The organism is Shewanella sp. 10N.286.54.B9, from assembly GCF_041468565.1.
In the GTDB taxonomy this organism is placed as follows: domain Bacteria; phylum Pseudomonadota; class Gammaproteobacteria; order Enterobacterales; family Shewanellaceae; genus Shewanella.
Map to the genome: position 1 here is coordinate 42,232 of NZ_JBFRIY010000009.1, position 12,706 is coordinate 54,937.

The following is a 12,706-nucleotide window of genomic DNA, read 5'->3' on the forward strand; positions in this document are numbered from 1 at the left end:
ATGGTGATGTCAATCTTGCTTAAGGCTTAATCTAGCTGAGAGCTTACTTACACTCAATACTTTATCGGGCTCAGGATTTAGTCCTGTTGCATTTCAGGGCTGTATAGCATGACCCTATTGCGACCTTCATTTTTTGCGCGATAAAGTGCTTTATCCGCTAGTTCCAATAGCAAGGTTGTATGTTGTTCAGATGAGACGATTTCGACGCTCACTCCAATACTAACCGTTAGCGGGATGGTAACGCCGCCCCAGCTAATCGGCAACTCAAAAATAGCTTTCCTTATTGACTCAGCAACTTGCAAGGCGCCTTCTTGATTCGTGTTCGGTAATATAATAGCAAACTCTTCACCGCCAAAACGTGACACTAGATCGGTTGGTCGTTTTAATTTTTGCTTTAATTCTTCAGCAATAACTCGCAAAGCTTGGTCGCCAGCGAGGTGGCCATAAGTGTCATTAATCGATTTGAAGTGGTCGATATCTAACATGAGTATTGCCATTGGCGTTTGTTGGCGACGGCTAATACGTCCCTCTGCGATAATTCGTTTGTCGAACGAACTTCTGTTTTTAACCCCGGTTAAACTGTCAATGGTGGTTTGTTCTGTTAGCTTTTGATTGGCCTCATTGAGCTCTCTTAGCGCTATCTCCAGCTCTAATGTACGCTCTTGTACCATCTGCCCAAGTTGCTCACTACTTCTGGCTTCCATCCGCAGTGACTCTTCCCGAGTCTGTTTCAGACTCTCAGCTTGTTGCAAAGCTTCTTTTTGGATCTGCATTTTGGCTAGACGCTCGTCGTTATAACGAATAGCAAGTAGTGCAGCCATAAATACAATTTCGAAACTGAGACCAAGCATAAAAGGGGTTTTGGTTTGCATTGCAAGCTTTACGTAGCCTAAATACATCAAGCCGGATATCAGCACTCCTAGCATCATACCAGCCCAGCCAATAGCAAAAAGCTTGGCTAGCTTATGGCCACGAAACCCTTGTAGCAAAGAGATATACATTAATAATACGCAGCTGAGCATGACTGCACAGATATCTATTTTTAATGCAAGATTATAGTCCAGAAATAAACCTATAAATAACAGTACAACAGAAATTGCTGCACCAGCTCGGCAGATCCTTAACATAGTGCGACTATGATATTTAAGTTGCATCACCTTTTCTGAAAACAAGTAGGCGAATGTCATCGATATGCATAACAGCATTGGCAGAATAAAGGTCTGAACTACAGGCCAATTTGGCCAGAGAAAGCGAAAAGCGATGCCGTGCAAGGTTGCAACAAACAAGGTCAGAGAGAGTACGTAACCTGCATAATAGGTATAGCTGAATGAGTGCGAGGTGAGGGCGATGAATAAACTGAAAATACCAATGGCAATGAGTACACCTATCTGAAAGCCATAGAGTAATGAATCCTGCTCTGCACTTTGATAATAGGCGTTATCTGACCAAAGTGTCAGCGGAAGACTCGCCGAGCCTGTTGTCGTTATTCTGATGTAAAACGTATGGAAATCATCATTCTTACTACTAAATGGATATGAAAAGTCATTACTGATGATAGGACGTTGCGCAAAAGGAATACTGTCACCCATGGTAACTTTATTGACTAAACGCTGATGGTTGAAGTGATATAACTCTATGAGATCTAAATGTGAGTTAGCGATTGAAAAAATTCTACTGGCGGCAAATGCTCCATTACTATTGAGGCTAAATTTAATCCAAAACTGCTTATCTACTAATCCGCGAGTAATCTCTGGAGATAGTTTATTCCACTTTGTAGAAGACAGGCGGCTCACGATGTCTATATCGTCACTTTGGGTAGCTGATGTGATGTAAATCCAGTCAGTTAAGGGGAGTTTATCTGGAGTATTAATGTCGACTGTTAAAGCAATTTCAGCATTCACGACATTTGAAAATATCAGCGTCAGCGCGAAAAGAAGGCGAGTAATTGACGACATCAATAGGGTAACCCAAAAAATGAGCGACTATTTTGGTAGGTTTGTAGCGCAAAATCATCAAAAGGCTGTTGTCGAAGCTGAGCCACACATTCTGCGATATAGGGTAAGTACTTAGGCTCATTCTTACTTGATTTAGGCTTAGGACGCATGCTTCTTGGTAGTAAATAGGGGCTATCTGTCTCGACTAAAATACGGTTGTCTGGGATCAGTGGTACTAGCTCTGCAAGCTCTTGCCCTCGACGTTCATCGCATACCCAACCAGTAATACCTAGATGCAGATCTTGCTCCAAATACGCTGCTAAACTCTCGCGGTTTCCAGTAAAGCAATGCAACAGGGCTGCAGGTAAGTGTGAGCGATACTCTTTCAAAATAGCCAGAAAGTCTGCGTGTGCATCGCGCTCATGCATGAGTACCGGCATTTGAAGCTCCGCTGCTAATTCAAGCTGCTCGGCAAAAGCCTGTCTCTGTTTTGGTCTAGGTGAAAAATCTCGATTATAGTCCAAGCCGCACTCACCAATGGCAACAACGCATTGCGCTAAGCTTAGTTGTTTAATTTGTTGGCTGCTTTGAGTTGCCCACTCGCTGGCATGGTGAGGATGAACCCCTGCAGTTGAATATAGCTGCTCAGGAAATACTGTGCAGAGCTCAAGCGCTTTGCGGCTCTCTTCGATATGACTGCCAATAACCAGCATTGAAGAGACACCGACATCGGCAGCTTCCGCTACAACGCGATCAACTTCAGTTTCTAACTTACTGCCAATTAAATTGACAGCAATATCCATAAACTGTGGCATTACTTGAGGCGTTTAACACGGATAGTGGTATTGCGATCTTCGATACCTAAAGTAAACGAACCTAGCGCAGCTGTTTTAATAAAGACCGCTTGTTCAGGCTTTAACTTAAAGCGGCGTGAGTCGGTTTGTTTCCAGACTTGACCATTTGTAAACTCAATTTTTAATGCACCATAAGCGTCTTTTTTCACTTTGCTAACTGTAAGATGAATAGTGTCTATAGCCTGTTCTTCTTTGCTTTTCTCTAAATTACCGAACTCTTCGACAGCATTTTTTTGTGTGCTAGCTGCACTGGTCACAACTGCTGTAGAGGAGGCGACTGCAACTGTCTCAGTTGTAGGAACTTGACTGTTAGGGCTTCGAGTTGGCAATGAGTTAGCGAGGTTATCATAACAAATAAGACGCTCTAGTTTGTCTTGCACTGCTGCGCATGTGGATAATTGAGATTCGACTGAGGCATGTGCAAAGCTTGATAACAAAATAGTGGCTGTTGTTATCAGTAAAAGTTGAGGCTTAATCATTAAAAATGTCCTTTTATTATTAGGGGCTGTTGAACTTTCACGGTTGTTTTTGCCGCAGTTTATTGGCTATTTTGACAAGGCGGAGGCTATGCCGTTTAGTTATTCTCCACAAATAGTCTACAACACAGTAAAAATAGCCAAGAAACGCTGCCCTTTGGATTCGACTCAATGCTTCTATTCTTTTATGACTAGCATGTGTTATGAGCTTTTCACTTAGCCAGCTAAGCTTTATCGCTCAAGCCTTGTACTAGAAGCATTATTCCTTTCGGTAAAGAACCGAACAAAACCTAAGCTCGAAAGATTAACAGCCCCTATCCATTTAGTACTTAGCAACATAATCAGTCGCCCTATTCCGACTAAGTATCGGACTTACTTTGGGACTAGAGCGACTTTTGCAAACCGCCTAACCTTTAATAGCTATAAAAAATCAATGTTGCAAGATTCAATTCATAGCGACTATCGGCAGTGTTTAAGGCACAAATAGTAAGAAACGCGCAAATTCATATGGTTCAAGATGATTTTTAATCACAATGGCTATTAATAAAGCGCTTAACGGTTTTGATTGTTTTATCTCACTACTTTTATGTTAATGTAAATAATTATCATTACACAGAAAAATAAACAGCTATGCTAGATCTAACAGGTCTTCGATTAACTGCAGAATACCAACCGCTACTTAACCCTCACACAAAAACTATCTATGGCTACGAAGCACTGTCACGTTTTTATAATATTAATGGTTTAGCCATCGCCCCTAATATTGTTTTTGAAGAGCTACATGCTCATCAAAAACTACTCAATAGCGTTGAGATGAAAGCCAAATCATTTCAAATTTTACATGCTCCCACGAATGGTAAACTATTCGTCAATATTGACCCCCACGCAATAGAATACGATAGCGCAGATATGCTGCTGCTACTAAAAGAAAGGCAGGATATCTACGTTGAAATTATAGAGAACACCTGTATTAATGATGCACATTTGGCGACAAGTTTTATAGAAAAATTAGTACAGGCCAATATACCAGTTGGCTTAGACGATATTGGATCACCCCACTCGATGCTTTCGGTCGATTTAATGAGTAAAGTTAGTTGCCTTAAATTTGACAAATATTGGTTGAAAACAGCGCAGAAACCCGAGTATTTACACCTGATCAAGGCGCTCATAAGTTTTGCACACAACACTAATAAACTAACGGTGTTAGAAGGTATTGAGACCGAAGAGCAACTGCTCTTTGCTCAAGGGATTGGCGTCGACCTAGTTCAAGGTTTTCTGTTTAAAGCAAAGTTTATACAGGTGAAGGAAAGTATTAACCTCAGCCCAAAGTTGAACGCAATAAACAATTCATTGCCCTAATAATTATTATCTACAGCTTTCACTCAGTAAAGGCTCCCTTTCATTTAAGTTTTATACTTTTACGACGCCTATTATTAATAGCCACCATAAAAGCTGGAAACAACCAGTGCTTTCCGCCATAGTTAGTTATCACCTCTTCAAAACCCCACAGTTAATTGACACCAGTTAACTCTGTGTAAAACAACCCATTAAGGGAGCTGTATGCCCAACGAAAATATCGCAATTTTGGTCAAACAACTAGAACAAGTTTTACTCGGGAAACAACATCAAATTAAACTTGCACTCACTTGTATTTTTGCTGAGGGGCACCTGCTGATAGAAGATCAACCTGGAATGGGCAAAACTAGCCTGTCACAGGCCATGGCGCAGAGTATGAGTTTAAGCTATCAACGTATTCAATTTACCAGTGATATGTTACCAGCTGATATCTTAGGAGTGACCATTTTTGACAAACAACAGGCTAAGTTTGTATTTCATCCCGGTCCCATATTCAAACAGATGATCTTAGCCGATGAGATTAACCGCGCTAGCCCTAAGACTCAAAGTTCTCTACTCGAAGCGATGGCAGAAAAGCAGATCACCGTAGACGGTGAGACTTACGTATTACCTAGCCCCTTTTTTGTTATCGCCACTCAAAATCCAAGTGAACAATCAGGCACCTTTCCACTACCAGAGTCTCAGCTAGACAGATTTATGATGAAACTATCGATTGGTTATCCAAGCCCACAAGCTGAGATGGCAATGTTAAAAGACCAAGATAAACAAACTAGAATCGAGCCCCTTCCACAATGCCTAAATGCCCATTCACTCAAGGAACTTCAACAACAAGTTAATCAAATAAGTGCTTCTGAGGCACTGTTAAAATACATACTCGCTCTTGTTAAAGCCTCAAGAGAGACAAACGAAGCAATTGGTTTATCACCGCGAGCCAGTAACGCCATTTTAAAAGCGGCCAAATCTTGGGCTATGGTTCAAGGACGACATTATGTTGTTCCTGAAGATGTACAAACCATATTTCCACTTGTAGCAGAGCATAGAATGAGTCGCTCAACTAACCAACAGAGCCCGGTTATCTCTAACATCATTCTCAACCGGGTTAATCCAATCCTTTAAACTATTCACTCACTTTAAAACATAAGGTCAGTTCAGAGGCATAGATGAAAAGTGAACAAGGAATAAAACAAAGGCTTAGAAAAAAATTTGGCCATTGGTTATCGCGGAGGATCCCTGCATCTAGCAATATAACTTTAAGCCATAAAAGCATATTTATTTTGCCAACCGGATTTGGCTTTAGCTGGTTATTACTTGTTGTCATTTTATTTGTGTTTGGTACTAATTATCAGAACAACCTCGTAATGGGGCTAAGCTTTCTGCTCTTCAGCATATTTAATACCTGTATTATCTATAGCTATAAGAACCTCGCTGGACTGTCATTAACCCGCTTAACAAGTGTGCCAGATACCTTTGCTGGTCAGCTTTGCTATGTTCCTATACTTCACTCATGCCCTAACGAGGCATTTGAAATTTATCTTAGCTTTGCAGGCCAACAGGTTGAGATTATAAAAAAAGTAAGCGCTGCAACAGGTGAATCGAGTTTAGGAATTAACGCACCAGTGCGCGGCTGTCTTAGACCCGGTCGAATAAAAGTTGAATCTCGTTTCCCACTCGGTATATGCAGAGTTTGGTCTCATGTCGACTTAAACATAGAGCAGATAGTTTTTGCTAAGCCAATCAAAGCTAACTTAGCACTTACAAACATTGATACCGACAATAACATCGACTCTGCTGGAAAATTCGTTTCGGGGGTCGACGAATTTAGCGGCCTAAAACAATACGTCGAGGGCGAATCGCTTAAACAAATAGCATGGAAACAGTTAGCGCAAGGGCGCGGTATGCTAACCAAGGAGTTTCAACAGCCACAAGGCGCCCCTTTATGGATAACCTTAGACAATAACGATTACAATTTAGAGGTCAACCTCAGTCAACTATCATGGCAAGTAGAGCAATTATCTTCAAAGCAGCAAATTTTCGGTTTAAAGCTGCCAGCAGTGACTGTTGCTCCCAATCATGGTGAGCAACACAGAATTAACGTACAAACTCAAATAGCACTTTATCACCAGCAACAGGGCATGCATCATGCCTAGAATCAAATCAGCTAATCTACAGACGAGTAATAAGTTTAATTTATCTCGCCAAACTTTAATGTGGTTGTTACTGACTAATATCGCCATTATCAGTCCACTCTATGAGCAGATCACCCTATGGTCTTTAGCGATTTGCTCCATCTGTATCATATGGCGCCTTGGTATTTACATTGGTAAAGTTGCTAAACCACCGCGATGGTTAATCACTGCACTCGGCCTTGCGTCAGCGATGACATTAACTATGGTTGTCAGTCAAATTGGCGCTTTGAATGCATTAATAAACTTACTGGTGCTAGGTTATGCACTTAAATACATAGAGATGCGTAGTCGCCGAGACGTGCATATAGTCGTTCTGGTTGGCTACTTTCTTATAGCATTAAGTTTTATTCAGCAACAAAGCTTATGGTCGGCAATACATTTATTAATCGTCACACTGATAAATACCTGTGTATTGGTTAGCCTCCATCATGATAAAGGCCAGTTTCGCTTTACGGCAAATTTAGGTACTAAAATTGTAATTCAAAGCTTCCCCCTCGCCATTCTATTGTTTTTGGTACTACCTCGGCTGCCCCCACTGTGGTTAGTTCCGGCTCAAGGTGGAGCAACAACAGGTCTCTCCAGTACAGTTAATTTCTCCAATATTACCGAGCTCACCCGCTCAGCCGAGCTAGCATTTAGGGCGACCTTTAAACAAGGAGAACGCCCTAAAAACTCAGCATTGTATTGGCGAGCAATTGTCATGGAGGATTATGACGGTAAACAGTGGTCGAAAAATAGCTCAATAACAAACAGTGAGCAGGCATTGTCACAGCCAAAAACTGACAAGCACAGTTGGCGACACGCTACCTTAAGACAATTAGATGATGGTGAGAAACTTGGTTCAATCTCCTACTCTGTCATAGCTGAAGCAAGTGCTCAACAGTGGCTATTTGGCTTAGATGTTGCCACCAGTCCCGACTCCGATATTACCGTGCTAGCAGATCACCGATTATTCGCCAAACGACCTATCGATCAGCGTAAATTATATAATGTGACCTCTTTTCCTAAACAAAAAATGGACCCCGTCATTTCTCGAAAAGTCCTCGATATTAACTTAACACTCCCAAAGCAAAGTAACCCAGGTACCCGATTATTAGCGCAGCAATTTAAGCAGCAATACCCCAACCCTCAAAGCCGCCTCAAAGCGATGATGGATTACTTTAACCAACAGCCTTATTACTACACTTTACGCCCACCAGCAGTTGGTCAGCAGCAAATTGATGATTTCTTACTAAACAATAAGTCTGGATTTTGTGTGCATTACGCTAGCGCTTTTGCCTTTATGGCAAGGGTTACTGGTCTCCCAGCAAGAATAATCTCTGGTTATCAAGGCGGCGAATATAATGAAGCTGGTGGCTACTATAGTATCTATCAATATATGGCACATGCATGGGTTGAAGTGTGGTTACCTAATCAAGGTTGGACACGATATGACCCCACCGCCATGATTGCCCCAGAGCGAATTGAACAAGGCTTCGATGCGGTATTTGATCCCCATGAGAGTTATCTTTTTGACAGCCCTTTTGGTTATCTAGGTAGCCGAACCAGTGATATTTTCAACCAATTAAGGATGCGATTTGCTGGTATTGATTACTTATGGAGCGTTTGGGTGTTAGGTTTCAATACCGATAAACAACAAGATGTATTGCAGCAGATCCTCGGTGAAGTGACTCATCTTAGAGTTGCTCTCTTTGTGTTAATTACACTCTCAATCATAGGATTAGCCATAGCCTATAGTGCAGGATTACTGCATTTAGGCCGATCACAGAATAAGCATGTTAAGGCCTATTTGGCTGTGTGTCACTTGCTTGCAAGCCCGGGCATTAAGCGCGCTGCCAATGAAGGTCCTGACGATTTTAATCGCCGAGTAAAAAACGCCTTGCCTTTCATTGCCACTGACTTCGACAAACTCACGCGGTATTACATTGCAATTCAATATCAAAAACTAACACCAGCGGCCTATAAGCGCATTTCTCGCTTACTTATCGCTCAATCCAGATGGATTAAATTTAATATCATTAAACAGAGGTTGGCACTCGATAAAACAAACACATAGAATAGATAACTTCAGTAAATGCGCTGATTATTATTGTAGATTTTTCGTTTAGAAGCCATTTCGAAAAATGTAGTAAAGTCGATCATTTAAGCCGTCTACTGTGGCCCTCAATGCATTAAATATTTAATTGGACAACAATAAGCACATCATTATTGTTAAAGGAACGCCATGCTATACCTAGTACAATCTAACCAGATGGAAGCACTATCGCAGATCTTAGCCGCAGAGCTAACAACACCTCTGCCTAATGCGCCATTACTTATGCCTGAACATATATTGGTTCAAAGCCCTGGTATGTCGACCTGGTTAAGACTAGAAATAGCAAGACAAAATAATATTGCTGCAGCACTTGAGTTTCCATTGCCCTCGAGCTTTATTTGGCAGCTTTGCCATAACTTGCTAGAAGATGTGCCTAAAGAAAATGCCTTTACTAAAGCGGCAATGACCTGGAAATTGATGGAGCTCCTGCCCTCGCTTATCAATGACGACGATTTCGCCCCTTTGGCTAATTACCTTTATAACGGCAACCAAGGCCATCACCAAAGCGCCCTCTCCAGTGATACCCCAGACAATATTGATACCGATGCAAGTGCTAATACTAAATCACAAAGTCCACTAAAACTGTATCAGCTCTGTGGCCAAATCGCCGATATATTTGACCAATACTTAGTTTATCGGCCAGATTGGATAGCGGCATGGGAAGCTAATGAGCCGACTTTACCTCCCAAAGGAGACAAATTAGCGCAGGCACAAGCATGGCAACCTATTTTATGGCGAGCTTTGATTGAGTTTAACGCCACAACATTACAAAAAAGCCAGTATCATCGCGCTAATTTGCATCAAGCGCTATTTGATAAACTGGATGATCCTAATACTTCAATGGCATCTTTACCACGGCGCTTGTTTGTGTTTGGTATTTCGTCAATGGCACCACAAACATTAGATGTATTGCATCATTTGGCTAAACGCATTGATGTGATCATGCTGAGCCTAAGTCCATGCCAACATTATTGGGGAGATATCGTAGATCCTCGCCTCAGAGCGCGCATGGCACTGCAATACGCCAATAAACAAAAACTAGAAGTAGAATGGGAAGACAAACTTGAAGTTGGTAATCCGTTACTCGCTAATAATGGTAAAATGGGCCGTGAGCTGTTAGATCTTATGCTTGAGCTACCAGAAGAACATACCGCATTTAATTTAGATTGTTACCAAGATCCCGGCGTTGATTGCATGCTACATGGCATACAGCATGATATTTTACAGCTTAGTACCCGTGGCCAAAGTTTAGGCCCTGACGCCTCACTATATTTAACGGTTGATGGCCGTAGGCTACTGCAACAAAACGACCACTCTATCACTATTCGTAGTTGCCACAGTCCACTGCGGGAAGTCGAAACCTTGCACGACCATCTGCTAGAGATGTTGTCAAAGCAAAGCAACGCCAACCAACCAGCTCTTGCCCCGAAAGATATTGTAATAATGATGCCCGATGTGGCCGCATACGCACCATATATTGATGCGGTATTTAGTGCTAAGCAAGGAGCTCATTATATTCCTTACGCCATTGCCGACCGCGGGGCGGTGCAGGAATCGCCGCTTATTGCCAGCTTCTTACACCTGCTTAATATTAATCAAAGCCGCTTTGGGCTGACTGATATTATTGGCATTTTAGAAGTACCCAGTGTATTAAGACGTTTTGAACTGGACAATGATGCTTTAACCATCCTTAAGCGCTGGTTAGAGCAGGCAGGAGTTAGGTGGGGCCGAAATGGAGCGAGTCGAGCCGAACATCAGCTTCCTCCATTTGAACAAAATGCCTGGTCACTCGGCATCAAACGACTCATTTTAGGCTATAGCTTCGCCGATGACGCGCCCCTTTATCAGCAAGCTTTAGCCGTCAACGGTATTGAAGGACAAACAGCACAAGCATTAGGTAAGCTGTTAGACTTTATCGAATCGTTAGACCAAGTAAATGCGGCTTTAGCAAACAGTTGCAGTTTAACGGATCGTATCGAGCAGTTAGAGCAACTTCTATTAGATTTTTACCTCGTTGATGACGAGGAACAGGTGCAGTTACAAGAGATCCGAGATGCTATAGTCATTCTTGCTGAGGAGCTAACCGAATCCGGTCATAGCACTCCCCTTCCTATCGAAGTGTTACAAAACTGGTTTAATAGCCGCTTGTCAGAATCTAGAGTCGGACAGCGTTACCTTGCAGGTAGCGTTAATTTTTGTACCTTAATGCCAATGCGCTCAATTCCTTTCAAAGTGGTCTGTTTACTGGGTATGAACGATGGGATCTATCCAAGAGTACAGCATCCTGTCGGCTTTGATTTAGTTGCGCAAATGGGGCCTCGTAAAGGCGACCGTTCACGCCGACTAGACGATAGATATCTTTTCCTTGAAGCGATACTTTCAGCCAGGCAGCAGCTATATATTAGTTACATAGGTAACAGTGAACGTGATGACTCTGAACGGATCCCGTCCATGCTCGTCTCTGAACTCGTCGAATACTGTCAGTTAGTTTACCTTCCAGAAAAGCTTGCGTTAGAAACAACTGCAGATGCTGATAACCTTAGTGAGCAAGATGCAGCAGAGTTCGTTGACCAGATTGAGCAAACTGTCGTAAACCAGCTGATCTGTAAGCAGCCACTTCAGCCGTTTGATGAACGCCTTTACCAAAATAGCTCCTTTGTAGATGGCATACCGTTACAACAAAGTTACAGTGCTCAGTGGTGCCCAGTTCCCATACCGCAGGTAGGTACAGCACTTACAGAAAGGAATCGAATTAATTTTATCGACTCAAGCACTGCGATGATAAATACCGCTGAGCCTGGTAGTGGGGACATTGAAGAGGTTGAGCTATCAGCTCTGATCCGGTTTTTCCGAAATCCTGCGCAATATTTCTTTAATCGAACCTTAAAAGTCGATTTATCCGTTGATATTCAAGCTGATGATAATGATGAACCCTTCAGTTTAAATGCGTTAGAACGTTATAAATTGCAGTCAACCTTGATAGAAAATGCGATAGACAATCAAAGGGAATCTGCAGATGAAATACTGCTTGAACGCATAAAAGCGCAAGGAACGATACCACTCAAACCATTTGATGATTTAATACTCAGCCAATACCTGCATGATATCACTCCACTGATAGGCAGAAGCTTGTATCTAAAAGGTGAATCAAGCCAATCAGTAGAAATTGCTATTGAGTTGGCCTTAACCAGTGATAAGCACGCAGCAACAGTTCCATCTATCAAACTGGTTGGCCGTATTGATGATTTAAGTGCCAAGGGGCTAGTTAACTATCGTCCTGGAACCGCTAATGGACGAGATTTAATTCGCGTTTACTTAAGGCACCTGTGCCTATGCGCGATGCAAGGTAGCACTGATATCGCGAGGCTCAATCAGCCTATAAATAGCTACCTGCTTGATATTGGTCATTTCCATGTCTTTGCGCCGATCACCGCAGCCCAAGCAAAAACACAATTAAGTCAGTGGCTAACCTTATTTAAACAAGGACAAGTCCACCCCTTAATGTTTATGCCAAGAACCGCGCTTGCCTACGTTGAAGCCGAGGGTGACCACTTGCAAAAATTACGTGAGGCGCAGCTGCAATGGTTAGATGAGCAAAGCCAATTAGGTGAAGGCATGGAGCCACATTTCCAACGTTTGTATCAATTCCCCGATGACTTTAGTGAACACGATTTTGGTGATACTGCACAAACATTACTGTCACCGTTATTGAGCTTGTATTACAAAGGCAGACTCGGCGAATTAAGTACTTATGTAGAAGCTGGAGCGAAAACAGCTCCCACTAACAAAAGTGAGGAGCAATAAC

Annotated in this window: 8 protein-coding genes; 5 read left to right on the plus strand and 3 right to left on the minus strand. The window is 42.3% G+C overall.

Translation table 11 applies throughout. The features are described 5' to 3' along the window. Positions 1 to 77: 77 nt before the first annotated feature. The 3 genes from AB4135_RS02655 to AB4135_RS02665 are packed head-to-tail and all read right to left on the minus strand — an operon-like array spanning position 78 to position 3,267. The gene (locus AB4135_RS02655) at positions 78 to 1,955 is read right to left on the minus strand and encodes a diguanylate cyclase (RefSeq protein ID WP_371990078.1); all 1,878 of its coding nucleotides are present in this window, start codon (positions 1,953 to 1,955) and stop codon (positions 78 to 80) included. Next, positions 1,955 to 2,749, minus strand: coding sequence for a TatD family hydrolase (locus tag AB4135_RS02660; RefSeq protein WP_371990080.1), 795 nt, complete (start codon positions 2,747 to 2,749; stop codon positions 1,955 to 1,957). Before AB4135_RS02660 ends, AB4135_RS02655 begins: the two co-directional genes overlap by 1 nt. Further along, a complete protein-coding gene (locus AB4135_RS02665) occupies positions 2,749 to 3,267 on the minus strand; it encodes a hypothetical protein (RefSeq protein ID WP_371990082.1) in 519 nt (172 codons plus the stop codon). The genes AB4135_RS02660 and AB4135_RS02665 overlap by 1 nt, the downstream gene beginning before the upstream one ends. Before the next feature lie 627 nt (positions 3,268 to 3,894). On the opposite strand from AB4135_RS02665, the gene AB4135_RS02670 reads away from it, so the two are divergent. The 5 genes from AB4135_RS02670 (at position 3,895) to recC (ending at position 12,705) form a co-directional block, all read left to right on the plus strand. Then, entirely contained in the window at positions 3,895 to 4,623 is a 729-nt protein-coding gene (locus AB4135_RS02670) for an EAL domain-containing protein (RefSeq protein ID WP_371990084.1), read from the plus strand. A 201-nt stretch (positions 4,624 to 4,824) separates the two neighbouring features. Then, complete coding sequence (locus AB4135_RS02675) at positions 4,825 to 5,736, plus strand: AAA family ATPase (RefSeq protein WP_371990085.1); 912 nt, start codon at positions 4,825 to 4,827, stop codon at positions 5,734 to 5,736. A gap of 44 nt (positions 5,737 to 5,780) precedes the next feature. Continuing rightward, positions 5,781 to 6,767, plus strand: a complete 987-nt coding sequence (locus AB4135_RS02680; RefSeq protein WP_371990087.1) for a DUF58 domain-containing protein — start codon at positions 5,781 to 5,783, stop codon at positions 6,765 to 6,767. Then, positions 6,760 to 8,862 carry a DUF3488 and DUF4129 domain-containing transglutaminase family protein gene (locus tag AB4135_RS02685; protein WP_371990089.1) on the plus strand — a complete coding sequence of 701 codons (2,103 nt, stop codon included), beginning with the start codon at positions 6,760 to 6,762 and terminating at the stop codon, positions 8,860 to 8,862. The genes AB4135_RS02680 and AB4135_RS02685 overlap by 8 nt, the downstream gene beginning before the upstream one ends. Before the next feature lie 168 nt (positions 8,863 to 9,030). Beyond that, entirely contained in the window at positions 9,031 to 12,705 is a 3,675-nt protein-coding gene (gene recC, locus AB4135_RS02690; protein WP_371990091.1) for an exodeoxyribonuclease V subunit gamma, read from the plus strand. Position 12,706 lies beyond the last annotated feature (1 nt).

What these genes read in the sequence shown, in the direction of transcription:
- AB4135_RS02655 (WP_371990078.1), bottom strand. Translation starts at nt 1,955, where the DNA reads ATGTCGTCAATTACTCGCCTTCTTTTCGCGCTGACGCTGATATTTTCA.
- AB4135_RS02660 (WP_371990080.1), bottom strand. Translation starts at nt 2,749, where the DNA reads ATGCCACAGTTTATGGATATTGCTGTCAATTTAATTGGCAGTAAGTTA.
- AB4135_RS02665 (WP_371990082.1), bottom strand. Translation starts at nt 3,267, where the DNA reads ATGATTAAGCCTCAACTTTTACTGATAACAACAGCCACTATTTTGTTA.
- AB4135_RS02670 (WP_371990084.1), top strand. Translation starts at nt 3,895, where the DNA reads ATGCTAGATCTAACAGGTCTTCGATTAACTGCAGAATACCAACCGCTA.
- AB4135_RS02675 (WP_371990085.1), top strand. Translation starts at nt 4,825, where the DNA reads ATGCCCAACGAAAATATCGCAATTTTGGTCAAACAACTAGAACAAGTT.
- AB4135_RS02680 (WP_371990087.1), top strand. Translation starts at nt 5,781, where the DNA reads ATGAAAAGTGAACAAGGAATAAAACAAAGGCTTAGAAAAAAATTTGGC.
- AB4135_RS02685 (WP_371990089.1), top strand. Translation starts at nt 6,760, where the DNA reads ATGCCTAGAATCAAATCAGCTAATCTACAGACGAGTAATAAGTTTAAT.
- recC (WP_371990091.1), top strand. Translation starts at nt 9,031, where the DNA reads ATGCTATACCTAGTACAATCTAACCAGATGGAAGCACTATCGCAGATC.